This is a genomic window from Pontibacter silvestris (assembly GCF_020907275.1).
Taxonomy (GTDB): domain Bacteria; phylum Bacteroidota; class Bacteroidia; order Cytophagales; family Hymenobacteraceae; genus Pontibacter; species Pontibacter silvestris.
Genome location: NZ_JAJJWI010000017.1, coordinates 24,127 through 44,595 on the forward strand (window position 1 = coordinate 24,127; position 20,469 = coordinate 44,595).

The 20,469-nt window shown below is 42.4% G+C and carries 14 protein-coding genes and 1 tRNA gene; 8 read left to right on the forward strand and 7 right to left on the reverse strand.

Going from position 1 to position 20,469, the window contains the following annotated elements; genetic code table 11:
• Positions 1-160 precede the first annotated feature (160 nt).
• From LN995_RS15350 to LN995_RS15365, 4 genes are all read left to right on the forward strand, one after another.
• Positions 161-2,863 carry a D-alanine--D-alanine ligase family protein gene (locus LN995_RS15350; RefSeq protein WP_229961965.1) on the forward strand — a complete coding sequence of 901 codons (2,703 nt, stop codon included), beginning with the start codon at positions 161-163 and terminating at the stop codon, positions 2,861-2,863.
• A 102-nt stretch (positions 2,864-2,965) separates the two neighbouring features.
• A complete protein-coding gene (locus tag LN995_RS15355) occupies positions 2,966-3,742 on the forward strand; it encodes a PASTA domain-containing protein (protein ID WP_229961966.1) in 777 nt (258 codons plus the stop codon).
• 215 nt (positions 3,743-3,957) lie between these two features.
• The gene (locus tag LN995_RS15360) at positions 3,958-5,745 is read left to right on the forward strand and encodes a T9SS type A sorting domain-containing protein (RefSeq protein ID WP_229961967.1); all 1,788 of its coding nucleotides are present in this window, start codon (positions 3,958-3,960) and stop codon (positions 5,743-5,745) included.
• On the forward strand, positions 5,742-6,047 hold the full coding sequence (locus tag LN995_RS15365; RefSeq protein WP_229961968.1) for a rhodanese-like domain-containing protein: 306 nt from the start codon (positions 5,742-5,744) through the stop codon (positions 6,045-6,047). The genes LN995_RS15360 and LN995_RS15365 overlap by 4 nt, the downstream gene beginning before the upstream one ends.
• A gap of 186 nt (positions 6,048-6,233) precedes the next feature.
• Here LN995_RS15365 and LN995_RS15370 read toward each other — a convergent pair whose 3' ends face one another.
• A complete protein-coding gene (locus LN995_RS15370) occupies positions 6,234-7,523 on the reverse strand; it encodes a site-2 protease family protein (RefSeq protein ID WP_229961969.1) in 1,290 nt (429 codons plus the stop codon).
• Entirely contained in the window at positions 7,510-8,142 is a 633-nt protein-coding gene (locus LN995_RS15375; protein WP_229961970.1) for an HAD family hydrolase, read from the reverse strand. The genes LN995_RS15370 and LN995_RS15375 overlap by 14 nt, the downstream gene beginning before the upstream one ends.
• A 102-nt stretch (positions 8,143-8,244) precedes the next feature.
• Between LN995_RS15375 and LN995_RS15380 the strand changes: the two genes are divergently transcribed.
• Both LN995_RS15380 and LN995_RS15385 read left to right on the forward strand, forming a co-directional pair.
• A tRNA-Ile gene (locus LN995_RS15380) sits at positions 8,245-8,318 on the forward strand.
• 917 nt (positions 8,319-9,235) lie between these two features.
• Positions 9,236-9,646, forward strand: coding sequence for a hypothetical protein (locus LN995_RS15385; protein WP_229961971.1), 411 nt, complete (start codon positions 9,236-9,238; stop codon positions 9,644-9,646).
• Between the two features lie 406 nt (positions 9,647-10,052).
• On the opposite strand, the gene LN995_RS15390 is transcribed toward LN995_RS15385, so the two are convergent.
• The gene (locus LN995_RS15390; RefSeq protein WP_229961972.1) at positions 10,053-11,105 is read right to left on the reverse strand and encodes a glycoside hydrolase family 43 protein; all 1,053 of its coding nucleotides are present in this window, start codon (positions 11,103-11,105) and stop codon (positions 10,053-10,055) included.
• 482 nt (positions 11,106-11,587) lie between these two features.
• Between LN995_RS15390 and LN995_RS15395 the strand changes: the two genes are divergently transcribed.
• Complete coding sequence (locus LN995_RS15395; RefSeq protein ID WP_229961973.1) at positions 11,588-13,603, forward strand: glycoside hydrolase family 97 protein; 2,016 nt, start codon at positions 11,588-11,590, stop codon at positions 13,601-13,603.
• Positions 13,604-13,638: 35 nt separating this feature from the next.
• On the opposite strand, the gene LN995_RS15400 is transcribed toward LN995_RS15395, so the two are convergent.
• Positions 13,639-14,901, reverse strand: coding sequence for an asparagine synthetase B (locus tag LN995_RS15400; protein WP_229961974.1), 1,263 nt, complete (start codon positions 14,899-14,901; stop codon positions 13,639-13,641).
• Positions 14,902-15,132: 231 nt separating this feature from the next.
• Between LN995_RS15400 and LN995_RS15405 the strand changes: the two genes are divergently transcribed.
• Entirely contained in the window at positions 15,133-16,449 is a 1,317-nt protein-coding gene (locus tag LN995_RS15405; RefSeq protein ID WP_229961975.1) for an NCS2 family permease, read from the forward strand.
• Positions 16,450-16,505: 56 nt separating this feature from the next.
• Here LN995_RS15405 and LN995_RS15410 read toward each other — a convergent pair whose 3' ends face one another.
• The 3 genes from LN995_RS15410 to LN995_RS15420 form a co-directional block, all read right to left on the reverse strand.
• On the reverse strand, positions 16,506-17,258 hold the full coding sequence (locus LN995_RS15410) for a Mut7-C ubiquitin/RNAse domain-containing protein (protein ID WP_229961976.1): 753 nt from the start codon (positions 17,256-17,258) through the stop codon (positions 16,506-16,508).
• A 114-nt stretch (positions 17,259-17,372) separates the two neighbouring features.
• Positions 17,373-17,582, reverse strand: coding sequence for a hypothetical protein (locus LN995_RS15415; RefSeq protein ID WP_229961977.1), 210 nt, complete (start codon positions 17,580-17,582; stop codon positions 17,373-17,375).
• A gap of 204 nt (positions 17,583-17,786) precedes the next feature.
• Positions 17,787-20,276 carry an outer membrane beta-barrel family protein gene (locus LN995_RS15420; protein WP_229961978.1) on the reverse strand — a complete coding sequence of 830 codons (2,490 nt, stop codon included), beginning with the start codon at positions 20,274-20,276 and terminating at the stop codon, positions 17,787-17,789.
• Between the last annotated feature and the right edge of the window lie 193 nt (positions 20,277-20,469).

Genomic DNA, 20,469 nt, shown 5'->3' on the forward strand with positions numbered 1-20,469 from the left:
AATGTTTATATAGCAAGCCATAATAATAGTGCATGAGGCTGATCCGTATGAATGGCATCAATATCTTAAAGTTGAATTAGGAGTTAAAGCACTAGAAACATATTGGAGTACTAAGTTTTAAGCCTTAACTTTCCTGCCGTAATTTATTACCTTTGCGTTGATGAAAGTAGGTATAATCTTCGGTGGACCGTCACGAGAGCGTGAGATCTCGTTTGCAGGTGGTCGTACAGTTTACGATAATTTAGACAAAGCACTGTTTGAGGCTGTTCCGGTATTTGCCGACAGCTTTGGCAACTTTATTTTGCTTGATTGGCAATATATTTACAAAGGCACTATCCGTGACTTTTACCCGCCAGTAGAAGCCTTGCCTGAAAGTGAGCATCAGCTTCAGATTTACCTGGAGTCGCTGGGGGAACTAAGCATTGCTGAGCAGGATGCTATTATAGCCAGAGCTGGTAAGCGGCTGCTGCCTCACGAGTTTCGTAACTACTTCGACTTTGCTTTTCTGGCTTTGCATGGCCCTTACGGTGAAGACGGTAGTATACAGGGACTGTTGGAGTGGTATCACATACCTTATTCCGGTTCCGGCATTTTGCCTTCGGCAATTGGTATTGATAAGGCCGTGCAGAAAGAGCTTCTGAAGCAGCATGGCTTCCCTACGCCCGATTATAAAACTATACCTTTTGCCGATTGGTCTGAGCGAAGCAAGCGCGAAAGTATATTTGAATCGCTTGTAGCTGATCTTGGTTTACCGCTGGTTTTAAAGGCACCGCATCAAGGGTCATCTATCGGGGTTTCTATTGTTAAAGAGCATGATTTTGCAGGTTTTGAGCAAGCTGTAGAGCGAAGCTTCTTTACAAAGAACATTTATAAAGAGCAGTGGCTGGCGATGGGCGAGGAAAAGCAGCTGGCCAGTATGAAGCAGTTAGTAGATATTAGGGAAGGTATCGGTATGCCGGTAACGCTTACTGATGGTACTGTTATTTATCATCCGGAAGCCCTGCTAAACCATATTAACGACACCTTTGCTACTACCGATACTAATACCATTACGCTTACAAATGTGGAGCGTGAGCACATGGTACTGGTAGAGACATTCATCCAGGGCAGAGAGTTCTCTTGTATTGTGGTGCAGGATGAAACCGCTAAGCCACTGGCGCTGCCGCCAACTGAAATTGTGAAAGGTAACGAGGTATTCGATTATCGCTCTAAATACCTGCCGGGCCTTAGCCGCAAGATCACACCTATTAACCTGCCAAGCGAGGACATTCAGCGCATCAGGGAAAACTGCAGCAGGTTGTTCACCTTTTTAGGGTTTAATGTTTACGCCCGGCTAGATGGCTTTATTACAGAAGCAGGAGAGATATTCCTAAACGACCCTAACACTACCTCTGGTATGCTGCCATCGTCGTTCTTCTTCCACCAAGCAGCTGAAATTGGTTTGAACCCATCACAGTTCCTGACATATATCATCCGTACTTCTCTGGCTGAGCGCCTGAAGTCTGGTAAGGACACGGTTACGTTAACCAAACTGCTTAGCGAGTTAGATAAATCAATTAAAGAAGAGCAGGCGCATCGGCACGATAAAATTCGTGTAGGTGTGATTATGGGTGGATATTCCTCCGAAAGGCATATTTCGGTAGAAAGCGGTCGTAATATTTATGAAAAACTTTCGTCTTCTACTGAGTATGAGCCATTGCCTATCTTCCTGACAGGTGACGCAGAGAACATGCGACTGTATTCAATTCCGGTAAACATTATGTTGAAGGATAATGCAGACGATATCAAAGAGAAGATTCAGCATTTTGAGCATGGCGGTAAGCCACACCCGGTGCTGGCACAGATTATAGCAGAAGCTGAAGGAATCACCAAAAAATATACTGGCAGAAGTTTACAGGAACCGCAGCGCCTTACGCCTGCGCAACTAAAAAACTTAGTGGATGCTGTGTTTATAGCCCTGCATGGCAGGCCTGGCGAAGACGGTGCTTTACAGAAAGAACTGGAGCAGCTTTATATACCTTATAATGGCTCTGGTATTCGTTCTTCGCAGATCACCATTAACAAGTATGAAACAAATGAAATACTTGCCAAACATGGTGTGCCGGTAGCTAAACATCGTATGGCTTTTAAAGAAGACTGGCTGCAGGATAAAGAAGCATTCTTCAATGGAATAGAGTCAGAGTTTCCTTATCCGTTTATTGCCAAGCCAGCCGATGACGGTTGTAGTTCTGCAGTTAAGAAAATTAAGAGCCGTACAGAGTTAGAGGCATTCAGTTCACTTATCTTCCGGGAGATGGAAGAGCTGGATACTGAGTGTGCCCGTACTTTGTCGCTGGGTTTTAAAGAAGAATTCCCCAATAAAGCTGGCTTTCTGATTGAGACGCTTATCTCTAAAAACGGTGCTAGACATTTCCTGGAAATCACTGGTGGTCTGCTGACTAAATATGGCCCTGATAGATCGGTTAACTATGAAATATTTGAGGCTTCAGAAGCGTTGGCAGAAGGAGAGGTACTATCGCTGGAAGAGAAGTTTTTGGCAGGAGAAGGCCAGAATATTACACCGGCACGTTATGCTGCTGACCCTGAGCGCAGGCAGAAAATATCTGACAAGGTAAAAGAAGACCTGAAGCGGGTGGCACAGATTCTGCAGATTGAAGGTTATGCTCGTATTGATGCTTTTGTAAGGATATATGATAACGATGAGGTTGAGACTATAATTATAGAAGTGAACTCGTTGCCTGGTATGACCCCTGCTACCTGTATCTTCCATCAGACTGCCATTAACGGTTATAAGCCATATGACTTTATAGACCGCATTCTGCAGTATGGAATAGAACGTACGAAGATGAAAGTGCTGGAGTAAGTAGTTTGAGTCTTTAGTTCTTGCCGTGGCCGATTAAGTTAATAAACTATACCAGAGATTAGTGTTGATTTTTGACACTAATCTCTGTTTTGCAATTTACCCATGTTCAAAGCGAATTCTTTTTTAGATGTTATCAAACATCTGGTTGTTATAGGCATTATTGTAGCCTTATTTATAGTTGGCTTCTTTTACTTCTACTTGCCGTCTGCCACTAATCATGGGGAGAGCATATCGGTGCCCCGAATAGTAGGTATGCAGTTGCCTGATGCGGAGGTACTTTTGGATGATCAAAACTTACGCTATTATGTAAATGACTCCAGCTATAGTTCTGACATGAAGCCGTACACTATCCTGACACAGGATCCGGCACCTGGAGCGAAGGTGAAGGAGAACCGGAAAATTTACATCAGTGTGAACATGAAGAATCCACCGATGATTAAAATGCCAAAACTAATTGATGGTTCTGTGAAAAACGCGGAGCTGATACTGAAAAGTTACGATCTGAAGATAGGTAAGAAGACTTATGTGCCGGATCTTCAGGAAAATGCCATATTAAAGCAGTTTGTAAATGGCCGTGAAGTAAAACCCGGTGAGCTTGTGCCAAAAGGTTCTGTCGTAGATCTGCATATAGGAGACGGGTTGGGTAACACAGAATTTGAGGTGCCAGATGTAGTAGGAATGCCTGTAGATGAGGCTTCAGTTGTATTGGTTGGGCAGGGGTTGCAGGTAGGCAATATTTTTTATGATGCATCAAGTACAGAGCCTGATGGTACGGTTGTGAAACAGCGTCCCTTTGCAGAGGTTGGTGCTAAAATACGTGTAGGTGAACTCGTAGACCTTTGGTTAGCAGGTGAAGAGCCTATCCAAAGAATTGACTGATAAAAGAAAAAATAGTTTTAGCTAAAAGCGATGACAATAGCTAAAACTATTTTTTCTTTTATCAGAGACTTTACTTTGTAAATGAAGAAGCTTAATGAACCTAATCCGCTCATAAGCTACTCAGTTATACAAGAAAGAATAACAACGCTAAAGAATAAAGAGAAGTGAGAAAGCTGGCGCTTATATTAATTATACTCTGCTGTGCTGCAGAAACAATGGCACAGACTATACTGTTGCCTTTGCAGTCGGAGCTGCGCCAGCCTGAGAATACGAAAAATCATCAAAGAAAGGCAGCGGCATCACTTCCGTTGCCTTTCTTTGATGATTTTTCGACAACTTTGATAGCCCCTAATGAAAGTCTTTGGCTGCCATCTGGTGGTGTGTATGTTAACAGCCGTTATGGCCTGAACCCTATCACAAAAAATGTTGCTTCTTTTGATGGGCTAAATATTAATGGTTTACCTTATGTGTCGGGTTCTGTAGCTACAGGGCCGTCCGATACCTTAACATCTCAACCTATAAACCTGGCTGGCCTTAGCCCTGGCGACTCTGTTTATCTTAGCTTTTACTGGCAGTCTGGTGGGTTGGGCGACGAGCCTGACGCAACCAGTACAACTTATTTTCAACTAGAATTTAAAGATGCCAATGATAGCTGGCAGGTTGTTTGGCAGCAGCTTGGCCCTGGCAAAGCAACGGACTTTGCACAGGTTTTTGTAGGACTTAGAGAAAGCAGGTATTTATATGATGGGTTTCAGTTTCGTTTCCAGAATGTAGGGCAACGAAATGGGATGGCTGATGTCTGGAATCTGGATTATGTAGAGCTGGACAAAAACAGGCGAAAGGGGGTTAATACCACGCGTGATATCGGTATCAGCCAAACTGTATCGCCGCTACTCAAAAGCTATACAGCTATGCCGCATCGTCAGTTCAGGGCAAATCCACAAGAGGAACTGGCAGAGGAGGTAAACGCAACACTTAATAACCTGGGAGGTTTGCCAGGCGCTATCAGCTGGCGGGGCTTTATAAAAAATGCCGGCGCTTCTGCAGCAGATACCTTTTTGGTTGCAGAAGGATTGGTGCCGGGAGATGTCAGGCAGTATGAAATAAGCGGTGAGCCTCGCCTGGATAATATTGATTTGCCGGAACAGGGTGCTTTTGTACTGGAGCATGGCATATTGCTTCAAACAAGAGAGCAGAACCCGTTACAACGGGCAAATGATAGTACGCTTCGTAAGACAGAGTTTAGAGACTATTACGCGCTTGACGATGGTACAGCTGAAGCAGGCTTTAGCTTTCTTGCTTCCGGCAGTACACAAGTGGCTCAGCGCATAGATTTACAGGAACCTGATCAGGTAATAGCTGTCAGGGCTTATTTCCCAAGAGTGAGGTTACAGTTAGATAATACATCTCTGGCTTTAAGAATATGGGCAGACAACAATGGTGTGCCTGGAGAAATGATAGGCCAGCAAAGTCTCCCAATTCAGTATAGCGATGAGATGAATGCTTTTTATGAAGTAGTTCTAACAACACCATTAGCTGTAGATGGTTCTTTTTATGTAGGCTGGTCGCAGGCCGGTACACTATTCGCCAATGTCGGGTTTGACAGAAACACTCCTATTACAGGGCGACGTTTCCTTTATACCGGAGTTACAGGGTGGCAGGAAGACACTACGTTGGTGGGGGCTATCATGCTAAGGCCTGTTATGAAAGGAGAGCCATTAGGCATTGAGGATGAGGAGCCAGGAATAGTGATTCCGGATGAAGAGGAGGAAACAGTAGGCTTATACGTATACCCTAATCCTTCAACAGGTACAATTTACATCAGCGGAGAGTATAAAAAACTACGTATATTTGATGTGACAGGAAGAGAAGTATACAGCCAGTCTTATGCTCCGGAAAGTACTCCGATTGAACTAGAACATTTGGCTTCAGGACTTTATACCATCCGTATTGAAACAAAAGAATCATTTATCACCAAAAAACTTATACTTACTAAACTATGATTGCTTCATCAGATATTACTGTAGACGAATTAAAGGAGCGCATGAGCAATGGCGAAACTCCTGTTATTATAGATGTGCGTGAAGATTGGGAGTACCAGGAATCAAACATTGAAGGTGCTCAGAATATTCCGCTAGGTACACTTCCGCAACGTGTGGATGAACTTGAAGATCTGAAAGAAAAGGAAGTGATTGTACAGTGCCGCTCAGGTGCCCGTTCTGCTAATGCAAAGGCTTATTTACAGCAGCAGGGCTTTACTAATGTACGTAACCTTTTAGGTGGTATGCTGGCTTATCAGGCTTAATATTAGCTACTAATTTATTCAAGAAAAAAGCTGATATTTATAAATACTTTATTTAATAAAAACAAGATAGGCTGTTCTTAAATAGAACAGCCTATCTTGTTTTTATTCCTTTAGGTAATAAGAATTGTAAGCATTTGTATGCAGATAGTAGTATTTGTATCTTTTTATACTGATTCACCTTTTTTATTAGTTGATGATAAAAGGTGATGGACTAAAACAGAGAATAAAAACAACAAAAGCCAGTATACCTAATGCTTTTCGTGCAGGAGTAAGGGGAGTTTCATCGGGGCAGTCAGGGTGGTAAATACCCATAACCCGCGACAGAAGCAGCCCGAACACCAGCCATCCGCTATAGCCATCTGCTTCCGGAAAAGCCAGAGAGACACTTAACTGAACGAAAACTACTGCCAGCACCAGGTAAACAGCCTGCCGGAGTGTAGGTACCGCAGATCGCAAGACAAACAGTAAGTAAAGTATGTACATTGGCCATAGCCAGATATAACCTTGCCAGGCAGGAAAAGTAGTTGATATGCTATACTGAAACAGCAGCATCCCCAAAGCAGCCATAAAACCAGCTCGTTTGTTGGCTAACAGCTTATAAAAGGCCCAGTAAGCAAAAGGCGCAAAAATTACCAGTAGCTCTTCTGACCACAGTAATGTGCTATATGGCGATATAATACCTAAACCAGCATAGATAATGAAGCAGGTATAGAAGATAGGGGATAGGCGGTTAAATCGCCTGAACCCTAACAAGCCATAAAGTACGTGTCCACCGTCCAACTGACCTATAGGCAATAGGTTTAAAGCCGTAAAAAATAGCGCCAGGTAACCAGCGAACAGGTATGGATAATGTATGATCTCATAATGGTTCGGTACCAAAGCTGGGTCTGAGGCTATAAACTTCTCAAAGAACATAAACAGCAGATTGTTTCCCAGAGCAAAGTTCCCCACACCATTATAGACATATTGCGCATAATCTAAGCCATATTGCTGGTATTCCGGATGTACAGTATAGATGTACTCAGGTGGTGGAAGGTGCGTAAAAGCGTACATTAGTAGCGGAATTGCCACTACAAAACCAGCCAATGGCCCGGCTACTCCTATATCAAAAAATTGCCTTCGTGAAAAAATACGGCTCTTGATCCGGATAAATGCCCCCATTGTACCGATAGAAGAGGTGATGCCAAACCACAGCGGAATGTAATAAGGCAGCGTAACATTGGTGCGGTAATACTTAGCTGTAAAATAGTGGCCGAACTCATGCACCGTCAGTACCCCCAGAAACGGCAAAGAGAAGTAAAGGCCTGCCATAAGCTCTGCCCATGAGATACTGCCTGTACCTGTGAAACCTTCCCTGCTAACAAAAAAGAGCTTGCCAAAGCGCCATTCTGCCCCGGCCATTGTGGTGGTACCTAATGTAATGCAAAAGAGTAGCAGGTGCAGGCCATATGTACGCTGCTCCCTAGATAACTGCATCCTTAAAAACCTGGTTAATGGTTAATGGTGGTTGCAAGTGCATTGTCTGTAGCCCAACTTTATCAGCGCTTATGATATGTTGTATGCTGTCGTCAACAAATAAAGTTTCTTCTCTTTGCAAATTATGTTGTTCCAAAATTAGCTCAAATATGGCGGCATCGGGCTTACGTTTACCTACCAGATGAGAGTAATAACTTTGCTCAAACAGTGCATCCAGACTAGGCATCGTAAAGCTATGTGCTACTATTTCGTTAAATCGCTTCAGGTGAATAGCGTTGGTATTACTTAACAGGAATATGCGATATTTCTTTCCTAATTCCAGCAGCAGGTCAATACGTTCTTTGGGGATGTCGAGCAGCATTGCATTCCAGGCTGCATCTATCTGCTCATCGGTGGCATCTATACTATATGTTTCGCGTAGTTGATCTCTAAACACTTCTGATGTACTGGCTCCGGTTTCATACAAATCAAAAAGCTGAGACTGCTCTTTCTGATTAAACGCAATACTACAATTCTCTTTGCAGAGTTTTTGAAGTTCTGTTATACTCTTTCCGTAGTCGATATTTATTATAACACCACCTAGATCAAAGATGATATTTCTATTTTTTTTTAAGTTCACAGAATTTTTTTTTCGTTAGTGTTTGATATTTCAATGCAAATATGTAGAATTGCACTCCGAAATCAAAGAAAGCACTTCTAAAGCGCTTTTCAAAAGGAAACCGGGCCTATAGCTCAGTTGGTTAGAGCACCTGACTCATAATCAGGTGGTCCCTGGTTCGAGCCCAGGTGGGCCCACTTAAAAATCAAGCACTTACGAGATGAAACTTGTAAGTGCTTTTTTTATGTGCACATGTTTTGCACATAAAAAAGCGATTACCATAAAACGAAGGATCACGCAGTAAACCTGTAGAGGAGCTGTAACCAAGCATAAGTTTTAGTTAATGCAAGGAATCTGCGTCTTTCACACCCTGAACTGAGAGCCTTAATCTTTAACGTAATATTTCTTTATTCTTGCCTTCATTAATCGTCTCAAAAATAAAAGCTTTAAAAAGATTAGTGATACGGAACGGCGAAATGGGGGTGTATCAGCCTAAAATTCAGTGTTTATGACCTGTAAATTGCAGGGTTATCTTGTTACTTTTTACCAAAGGTAATGCGCTAAACTGCAAATAAGAGAAAGCATAAAAGTTACAGAGCCAGGTAAAAGAAACATATCTTGTTTATGCTCCTTACTTTTCATGAAATGACAAGTAAGGAGCATAAACCCATTTTAGAAGGAGGACATCACCGAGGGTTACATCAGGCTTCAAATAAGGCCGGTTCTTGAGAAATAGAGCCCCTGGCTCCAGAGGCAAAACTTTAAAGTAGCTAATAAGATTCTTGCAGAGTAAAAAAGAATGTGCTAGAGAGGGGGGAATGTGAATTTAAGTTTGAATGTGCGCTGAGTAAATAATGGATGAAGTTGTATATTTCTTAATAAATATTTTTGAGTGTATTCTATGGTTTTATACTGATATCCTGTTGAGATATAAAAAGGTTACCTTTTGCTTTATTAACTATAATAATAATCTTGTATTTTTTTAATTAAACTTCAAAGTAAATTATATTCTTCTAAACTATTTAAGATTAAGATTAATTGCATCACTTTTGCAAAAAATATCAATGCAAGAATTACCAGTATGAAAAAATTATTACCCTGTTTATTTGCCTTTATGGCGTTTTCTACCTTCTCTGGATGCGAGAGTAGTGACGAAGAAATCCTCCATCTAATATCTATCAATACTATTGAGGGGAAATGGAAAATTACCGATGTGAAATTTGAGGTGTACCAGGATGGTCAGAAGAAATTTGGGTACGAAGAACAGCTTGATGATACTATCTCCTTTTATGGTGGCCGAGCAAGCATAGAAGGGGATAGCCATGATTATTCCTATTCCATTGAAACCAAAGCCGATGGTAAAGAATATATCACTTTAGTTAAAAATGGGAAAGCAAGTGTATTTGAGCTTGCCGAACTTACTTTCGAAGACATGAGGTGGGAGCGGGATGAAATGACTACTGACTTCAATGGTCTTCCACAGAGAGAAGTAGAGTCATCAGTATTCAAAAAGATCGAAGACTAAAAAGCGTCAGGTGTGATTTCCAAATGTAAAGTGATTTGCTCACTCTACTGCGCAAGAGTAGTTCTAAGTTGTTTTCTAATCAGTTTAAAATAAAAAGGGACAACCAGTAATACTGGTTGTCCCTTTTTATTTTAAACTAGCTATGCCAATAGCTAGTTCTGTAAAGCTGGCTTTAGTCTCTTGCAGTGTCCCAGAAAGTAGGGTGCTTCTTTTATTCTAAAGTCCAGGCAATTTTATCTGTTCCAAGTGTGGCTCCGACTGCGCTGCGTTCGTTAACCCATGCACTAACACAATCTTGTTAGTTTATTGGTTCGTAGATAGTGAGGCAGCTGTGAAAGAGAGGCAACACTCAGCGACATAATGCATATCAATGAAAATCTCTTGTGTCTCTTAAATGTTTAAAACACTATTGCCTTTTTGCCTTTTTCATGCCCATTTCATTGTCATCTAAATCCTGCCCGAAATCAGGCATGCCATCTTTGGTCCATCTTAATACCCTGGCACGGGTATGGCGGTTGGGATCATACAACGGTTCGCCTTTGATCTCTTTATAATCGCGGGCATGGTAAATCATTACATCAGTTTTACCATCCTCGGCCACTGTAAAGCTGTTGTGCCCAGGGCCGAAACGCTTAAGTGCTTCGTTAGTGTAAAAAACTGGTTCAGGTAGTTTGTGCCATGAGGCAGGATCGAGAAGATTGGCATTCTCCCCGGCCCAAAGTAAACCTATAGCGTAGTTGGCATCGGTGGCACTGGCAGAAAATGTAACAAACACTTTTCCGTTGCGGATAAGTACTGCCGGGGCTTCGTTCACATTATGTCCTTGCCTTTCCCACGCATATTCAGGTTGTGAAATTACCACCTGTTTCTCATCGAGGGTGGTCGGACTAGTCATTTTAGCAATATATAAGCCTGTGTTCACTTCCTTGTCTGAGGCCCGGTCTACCCATATCATGTAGCGTTGGCCCTTATGTTCAAAAGTGGTGGCATCGAGGGTGAACTCATTCCTTTTGCTCACAATCTCACCTTCCTCCTTCCATTCGCCCTTGGTAGGGTCTTCTGACGGATTTGACAGCGCATATTTGCGTATTGCCCACTTATCCTCGGCCGAGCCGGCTGCAAAATAGATGTACCATTTCCCATCTATGCGATGCAGTTCAGGAGCCCAAATGTGATTGCCCATAGGACCTTGGTTGTGCTTCCGCCACACTACCACTGGTTCCGCTTCTTTTATGCCATTAATGGTCTTTGACTTGCGTATCTCAATGCGGTCGTACTCGGGCACAGTGGCAATAAAATAATAAGTGCCATCTGAAGCTTTCCATACATGTGGATCTGCTCTTTGCAAGGCAATTGGGTTGTTGAATTGGATCTGCTTCGACTTTTGCGCATTCATTGTACATCCGCTGATAATGAGCGTCGCTGCAAGGGTAAGTTTTAAGAATTTTAAAAATTGCATATTATTTGTGCTGGTATTATTAAATAAAACTGTCTTACTAATTATGTTATCTTTGCATATAAGCGTTAAAAAGACGCTTATATGCAAAGATAACATAATTAGTAAAGCCCCTGTTGCCTCCTCTAAAATTTACCTCATGTTTTGGGACAGGAGCAGCCGTTTAGAAAGTTAGCTTCAGCCGCGTAAGATTACACTTCAAAGTTTTTTTCTAAGCGGCGCAGTAAGTTGCTGTCTGGTAGCAATTCAGAACTTTAATTGGCTTCACCTCTGCACCAGGATTGGCTTCCAAGTTTGTTCCTGTAAAATGGCAGAATATTCATCTTCTATTTTACTTGTTCCAAAAACTAAAGCAAATCCAGAATTCTCTGTTACTTACATAACCTATACAATGGAGAACCTTCCTTTCTTTTGTTAACCAGTACTTTTTTCTCCTATCGATTATTCGTAAGTTGTAGCCTTAACTAAGCTTTTAAGCAGATCATATGATTTACAGACTATTGCTTATAGTTTCATTTATATGCTATGGGTACACCTCATTTGCACAGCAGAACTCAGGTGCCTCACAAACTTACACTGTACAGTCGCCTGACGGAAAAATCAAGGCAACAGTAGTTTTTAAAGGCCAGCTTACTTATACTGTCACACATGAGACAGATGTAGTTATCGCTCCGTCGCCTATTTCTATGCAGCTTGCTAACGGGGAGGCGTTAGGTGTAAGTCCGCGTCTGAAAAATGTAAAACGTAATTCGGTTAACCAAACTTTTCAGACTCCTGTTTACAAAAGGTCAGAGGTGCAAGATCAGTACAATGAATTAGTAATTAATTTCAAGGGTGACTACAGTGTTATATTTCGGGCTTATAATGACGGAGTGGCCTATCGTTTTGCTACTTCTAAAAAGAAAGATCTTATTGTAGAGAACGAAGAAGTCACCTTCAATTTTAATAACGATTATACAGCTATAGTGCCTTATGTAAAGCAGGAGGAGAAAACTACTATTGAGCAACAGTTCAATAACTCTTTCGAGAACAGCTATATACATAAACCTATATCTAAGTTAGATTCAGAACGTTTAGCTTTTCTGCCATTGGTAGTGGAAGTGGCAAACGGTAAAAAAGTGGCTATTACTGAGGCTGACCTGGAGAGTTACCCAGGCCTGTTTTTGAATAATGACCCAGGAAAGATAGCTTTAAAGGGTGTATTTGCTGCTTATCCGAAGCGGACGGAGCAGGGAGGACATAACCAGTTACAGATGCTGGTAAAAGAAAGAGAAGACTTCATCGCTAAAGCTAAAGGTACCCGTAACTTTCCGTGGCGTGTTATGGTTATTGCCGCACATGATAAGCAGCTGGCTGATAGTGATATGGTGTATAAACTGGCCTCTGCATCTCGTGTGAAAGATGTATCATGGGTCAAACCAGGTAAGGTAGCCTGGGACTGGTGGAATGACTGGAATATTTCTGGTGTAGATTTCAAATCAGGTATCAATAACCAGACATACAAGTATTACATAGACTTCGCTTCGGCAAATAACATTGAATATGTGATTCTGGATGAAGGCTGGGCTGTTAACCTGAAAGCAGACCTGATGCAGGTCGTGCCTGAAATTGATCTGGAAGAACTCATTGACTACGGTAAGCAGAAGAATGTAGGCATTATTCTTTGGGCTGGGTTCCATGCCTTTGACCGTGATATGGAGAAAGTGTCGAAGCATTATGCTGACATGGGCGTGAAAGGCTTTAAAGTAGACTTTATGGATCGAGATGATCAGGAAGTGGTGGACTTTTACTATCGCGCTGCTGCTACAGGGGCTAAGCACAAACTCCTGATGGACTTCCACGGCGCTTACAAGCCGACAGGCTTACAAAGAACTTATCCTAATGTAATCAACTTCGAAGGTGTACACGGGCTGGAGCAAATGAAGTGGTCCGGCCCAGAGGTTGACCAGGTAACTTACGATGTAACTATGCCTTACATCCGTATGCTGGCTGGCCCTGTGGATTATACTCAGGGAGCTATGCGTAATGCCTCTAAAGATAGTTATCGTCCTGTAAACTCAGAACCAATGAGCCAAGGGACCCGCACGCGACAGTTAGCAGAGTACGTTGTTTTTGAGTCTCCTCTGAACATGATGGCTGATAACCCGTCCAACTACATGAAGGAGCCGGAGAGCACGAAGTTTATTGCTGCTGTTCCGGAAGTTTGGGATAATACCGTTGCCTTGGATGGGAAAATTGCGGAATATATTGCTATTGCCCGCCAAAAAGGGAATGAGTGGTATATTGGAGCACTTACAAACTGGGATGCACGCGAACTTGAACTGGATCTGTCTTGCTTAGGCGAAGGAAACTATAAAGCAGAAGTGTTTAGAGATGGTGTTAATGCAGACAGAGTAGCCTCTGATTATAAACGTGAAGTTATTGATGTGCCACAAAACAGAAAGCTTAAGATCTATATGGCCCCGGGAGGCGGGTACGTGACAAGAATATACAGACAATAAATCAGCGAATTAATAAAGTGGAAAGCCCAGGATAATTATGTCTTGGGCTTTTTCTTTTTAGCAGCCGGAAAAAGAATATTGTTCAGGATAAGGCGGTAACCTGGTGAGTTGGAGTGCATAGAAAGGTCTGTAGGAGGTTCACCAGGCATATGGATGTAATCTTCCGGGTCGTGGCCTCCGTAGAACGTCCAGGTGCCTTTGCCAATAGTGCCGTTCATGTACCGCACTTCGTTTGCTGCCTGCGTCTCGCCCATAATAACGACATCAGGCTTCACATGCTCCTTCTTGAAAGCAGTGGTCTGTCCCATAAATCCTTTGATAGTTTTCTCATGGTTTTGGGTGAGCATAGTAGGGATTGGATCCCATTTAGCAGAGAAGGTGAAAAGGGAAAAGAAATCGTAGTGAGCATAAATATTCCGTTCGTGGCTCTGGTTGTCGATGCTGGAGAATTCACGATCGTAAGGGTTTTGGTAGAGCGTAAAGTCGCGGAAAGCAAAGGTCTTACTGAAGTCCAGTTTTTGCTGCGCCTGTGGGTCTGGGTCGTCGTCATCAAACATCTGGTCAACTATGTCAACGCCCGCAGCAGCAAGGGCTATGTCGTAGGTGTCAGCTGCCGAACACATGGCAAACATAAAACCACCTCCAGCCACAAACTCCTTTATCTTATTCACCACGCCTAGCTTCATCTGCGAGACTTTACTGTAACCGTACTTTCTGGCTGTGCTTTCTGATTCCATCTTTTGAGCAAGAAACCAGGTTCGGTTACGTCGGCCTAAGGACTTGCCGTACTGACCGGTAAAGTCTTCGTGGTGCAGGTGCAGCCAATCGTAATTCGGCAGCTCCTGGTTTAAGACCTCTTCATCAAAAACCTGATCGTAAGGTATTTCCGCATAAGTGAGCACCAGAGTAACGGCATCATCCCAAGGCTGGTCTGTTTTAGGGGAGTAAACAGCAATGCGGGGCACTTTCTCTAATTTCATGACATCCATATTCGCATTGGGGCTGGCAATGTCACTGAGAATGTTGTTGTATTCAGTATCAGAAATAATGGCATACGTAATACCCCTTACTATTAATTCCTGTTCTGCTTGCTGCGAATGTTTAAAAGCAAAACTGCCACCCCGGTAGTTCAGAAGCCAATCGACATCTGCCTTGTGCTGCAACACCCAGTAAGCAACTCCATAAGATTTAAGGTGATCTTTCTGGCTTTCATCCATCGGAATCAGTACCTGTGAGGCAAAAGATCTGCAGGCCAGTAAAAAGACAAAGGCGAAGCTGAGTGTAAGTTGTTTTCTCATAGCGGGAGGCCTTAGTAGTACTTAAACAAATATAACAATACAATTTCTTTATTCAGAGTTTGTTTGGTTTTAATTTGTTTATAATAAATGTGTTATGTGTTTTTTAGGGGCGAGAAACTCCTTAAACAGACCATCTGGAAACACATCAAAAGCAAAATGCTTTACTTGCTTTTATAACTAACCCTTATATTTATTGATTAGAATATTAAAACTTAAAAAATCAGGGCTTTGATGCTAACATATTTTGAGCTGCAGAAAAACAAAACCACAGTCGGAACGGAGATTATTGCAGGTATCTCTTCTTTTCTGGCTACATCCTACATTATTGTAGTTAACCCGAGTATACTTAGCCAGACCGGAATGCCTTTTTCAGGGGTGTTAACAGCAACTGTACTGGTGTGTTTCTTTAGCAGCCTTATGATGGGCCTTTATGCGCGTAATCCCATTATTGTAGCACCGGGTATGGGGCTGAATGCCTTTTTTACTTTTTCGGCTGTATTAGGCATGGATGTGCCGTGGCAGGTAGCGCTGGGTGCCGTATTCTGGTCTGGTGTGGTGTTCCTGCTGCTTTCTATCTTTAACATACGGACCTTTATTGTACGGGCTATTCCCAAACCCTTACGATATGCTATTGCAGCAGGCATTGGTTTATTTATTACCCTGATTGGTTTTGCCAACGCTAAGTTTATTGTTCCTAACTCTGCTACCATTTTAGGGGTTAGTTCACTTAACGCTACTTTGCTTACCTTTCTGGCAGGGCTGCTGGTAACGGCGGTGTTGGTTGCCCGGCAGGTGAAAGGTGCTATATTGATAGGTATTTTATTTACGACATTAGCTGCCTATCCTATCGGGCGCTGGTGGGGAGGAGAGACGGCTACAGGCATAGAACCACTTGTAAGTTGGCAGGGCATTTTTGCTGCGCCTGATTTCAGCCTGTTGTTTCAACTGGACTTTGTAAACTCTTTGCAGTGGTCGGTGCTTCCTGTAATTTTTGCTTTCCTGTTCACAGATATGTTTGACAGTGTTTCCACTTTTGTAGGACTGGCTGAAGCAGCCGACCTTTTAGATGAGAATGGGGAGCCTCAGCATGTAAAACGGTCTTTGTTAACCGATGCCGTTGCCACTACCTTAGCAGGTCTGGTTGGTTCCAGCTCCGGCACTGCTTTTATAGAATCGGCAGTTGGTATTGAGGCAGGTGGACGAACAGGCCTGACGGCAGTTGTGGCGGCAGTCCTGTTTTTACCTTTCCTGTTCCTGGCTCCGCTCTTATCTGTTGTTCCGGCTATTGCGACTGCCCCGGCACTGGTGCTGGTGGGCGTGTTTATGGTGCGGCCTATCACTAAAATAAACTGGCTGCAGCTAGACGAAGCAATTCCTGCCTTTCTGGCTCTTGTGCTGATTCCTTTTACTTATTCTATTACTCAAGGTATCATATGGGGCTTTCTTTCCTATACTGCTATAAAACTGGCAACAGGCAAATATAAAGAGGTGAGCGTAGCTTTACTGATCATTGATGCTTTCTGTATACTGGCGTTGGTCCTGTCATAATTATTAGTTGCGGATATCTCTATAGTTATAGCTAAGCTTTGAAATAGCTTCTTACGCTATCTTTCTTGAGAACCTTCAATGCGCTTCACAAACTGCAGCATGCGATCATAGTGAGAGCCTTTCCAGTAGACTCGGCTACAGGTAGGGCACTGGTAAAACTCATTGAAATATTGTTTGGTTTTCGGAGGTAGTTTATCAAGAACGGCTTCTTTGGCTACTACTGAAATATTGTTGTTGCACTCCAGGCAACGGGTAAATGGCTGTGACTTCTTTTTTAGCTTAAAATAGCTGATTACTTCTGCCAATTGCTCTTCTAGGTGCTGAGAGCGCAACCAGTAACCATGTTTAATGGCTTTATGTTTTAGTAAACCGACATCGCGGGTAAGCACAATGCGGTTTTCCTGCTCAGCTATGGTAGCAATGGTTTTATCGGTGTAATCGTTTTGGTAAAGGGTGTTAAAGCCAAGCATACGTAAGGCTTTAGCCAGCTTCCCTAAATGTACATCTAACACAAAATTATTTGTAACAGGAAGGTTGGCTTGTAGAGAGTAACTACTAGGGCATTTGCATTCAGGAGTAGCTGGGTAAACTTTTATCAGATCGTTAGGCTGTAAGGGGTAAGTAAAATCAACAGGTACATCATTTGCCAGGACAACATCTATCTCGGGGTGAGGAATGCCAATAGCTTCTATCGCATCTTTTACAGCAGGAGTGTTTTTGAAGTCGTAGGAGATTTGAGAATGCTTTTTCGAACGAGGCAGGAAATCATTCAATGAGCCATAAAACCGAAAATTGGCAGGGCCTGGCATAGTCTGAGGCAAATAAGGTGTTGGGAAAACTTAACGCTGCATCTTTGAAGAGTTAAGCGTTATACAGCAATAAAAGAGAGAGTACCTAACAGGCACTCTCTTTATACTTAGCTATCACTCTCCAACTTTTTCCTGATCTGGAAGTGAGTTGTAGCCTGACATTTTATCTTTTTCGCCCACCTGAGAAGAATCATGTTCACCACTGCTTGTAGCGCCACTTTCTTCTTTTTGAGAGTTATTTTGTGGAGTCTCAGCACCTCCGGATACTTTACTTCCTTCTTCCTCTATGGCCTGGGCTGACTTTTTATTTTCTTCTGTTTTCATAATTCTATTCGTTTAGTTCAAAGGACATCATAAACAGGTATACCACCTGTCTCTTTACTATAAGCAAAAAGAAGTAATAAGGTTTTGGAAATAAGAATTATAAAAGCTTTTAACAGGAAGGTTATATATCATAAAAGCAAAAGCCTCTAGAACTTTAGAGGCTTTTGCTTTTATGATATATAAAAATAAAGATAGTTCCAGTTCTTAACCCACTCCATTGCCATCACCTTGTTTGGCATCGTCGTTACGAATGCTCTTTTTGCGCCTAGGCCTTGCCTGCTCCAGTTTACCAAAGGTATAGTTAAAAGTAACTTTCATGCCCCGGTTAAAGTTGTTTATGCGGATGTGCTGCTCATAAGCTCTTGGGTTAGTAGGAGTAGCTTTGGAATACAGGTCGTTTTTCATGCGCATGTTCTCACGGAACGGGTTATCAAAGCCTAGACTAATACCACCTTTCTTGTCGAACAACTCCTTCTTGAAAGCAATAGAATGGTAAGAGAAGGAAGCGAACTCGCCCAGCAACTGTATTCTACGGGAATTAAAACCGCCGTTAAACTGCGCGCTGATACCTTTGCCCAGTATATAAGACGAGTTTAAATTAATATTGTACATCCAGCCGCTGTTCTTGTTGTAGGCACTGTTTAAGTCAACATAGTAGATGTTAGAACTACCACCGATGGTCCAGTTGTTTAATGGTTTGGTAGAACCAAACAGGCTGACACCATAGGTTTTGTTTTTTGCAATGTTCTGGTACGATAAAATGGTTACATCTCTTCCTGCTACTTCTTCGATAGTGGCAATTGGCTCAATGGCATTATCTGTCTGGCGCATATAAAGCGACGCGCTGATAGATGTTGTTTTGAAGAACGTGCTGTAACCTAATTCATATAGGTTTGTTAATTCCGCATCCAAATTGGGGTTACCCTCTACAAATGTGTTTGATGTTTGTTCCTGACGGTATGGGTTCAGGTAAAACAACGATGGCCGCTGAATACGCTGTGTGAAATTTGCCTTAAAAGTATGCTTATCTTTTAAGGTATAAGAGAAAGCAATACTAGGGATAAAGTTATCATAGTTGGTAGTATAGTCACTATTATCTTCCTCTAGATCAGCGTTGATGTCAGTATATTCATAGCGGCCTCCGAACTTCACGTTTAGCTTCTTTTTCAGCATAAAACCGTAGGTCAGGTAAGAGGCATACACGTCCTGTTCGTAAAAGAAATTGTCTGTTCTGCTGTTAGTGGTGCCATTTTCAAACACATCATTATAAACAGCATTACTCTCAACATCGCGTATAATGTTCTTAGCACCAACTTCCAGAGTCGTTTTATTTTTGAAAGGATGCGTGTAATCCACCTGGAATGTCAGTTCTTTGTTGCTGCCGTCATTAACGTTACGCTTTAACTGGTAGGGTGCATCACCTTCATTAAAAAAGTCCTGGTTTATTTTATTTTCGGTATCAGTAACAGAATAAAGCGACAGAATAGCCAACTCCTGACCAGGATTTTTAAAAGTATGTGTGAAGTCAAGGTTATAATCGGTACCTGTTCGTTGGTTGCGGTTCCTGATTTCATTTTTGAAGTCTTCGCTAACATTACCTTCTATGGTTGCATAAACATCCTGGTCGTTCTGCATTTTAAAAGTCCCGCCATTCAAGCGCACTCCTCCGGACAAGCTGTTTTTTTGAGTGATCTCATAATCGAACCCCAACTGACCATTCATAAAAGAACCATCAATTTCGGTATTACCTCCCTGTACACTTATAGAATTGTTGGCAGGTGCCAGAATAGTGTTGGTCATGTTCCCTTTGTTGTAGAACATGTTGCTGCCAAAGTTACCGTTTACACCAAACTTGCCCCTTCGGATGTTAAGACTGGCATTACCGTTGCTGGAGCGGTTACCTGCGGTTAAGCTTACAGAGCCATTTACCCCCTGTAAGCCTTCTTTTTTAGTAATGATGTTAATAATACCGGCTGTTCCCTCTGCATCGTATTTGGCCGACGGGCTGGTAATCACCTCTACTGATTTAATCATGTCGGCAGGTATTTGCTTTAGCGCATCAGCTACACTGCCTGCCATAATAGAAGAAGGTTTATTGTTAATCAGGATGCGAACATTCGAGCTTCCTCGCAACTGCACATTGCCGTCATTGTCTAAAGACAGAGCCGGTACCTTTTGCAGTACGTCGGCAGCATTGCCACCTGCATTCGTTATATCTTTCTCCGCATTATAAACCGTGCGGTCAATTTTCTCTTCGACCAGCGGCTTTTCACCCGTAATTACCACTTCCTCCAGTTTCTTTGCATCCGAAGCAAGGGCTATAGTGCCTATATTTACATCAGCGTTATCAGAAGATATAGTAATATTATCTATTACCTGCTGCTGGTATCCTAGAAAGCTGACATTGATCTTATACTTACCAGCTGCTACTTTGCTTAATGTAAAACAGCCTTTATCGTCTACCATGGTGCCATCCACGGGCTTGCCTGTACTCAGGTTGATGAGCGCTACTGTGGCAAACTCAACAGGCTTTTGGGTTTCGGTGTCGATTACATTGCCACTTATCCTGGCGTTTCCCCGAGGTGCAGTGGTGCCCGGAATGGCTGCTGCTTGTGGCCTAGTATCAGCCGGGGCTTGGGCAAACACAGGAGTTGTGCTAAGGCCTAGTAAAAGTAGTAGTAAGTGCTTGTTCATAGTTTTTAGTGCCTGGCTGTTATTTTTTTGTTTGATATTGGCATGATGTAGTTAATATAGGAGGCCTGAAACAAAACTTTTGCAGCAGGAAAATGCAAAGAAACAGGGAAGTATCAAGGCAAAAAAACAGATTATACTAAATACAGTCTTTTCTATATGAATAGGCTGATGTTTCCGATTAGTTGTTTTTTGT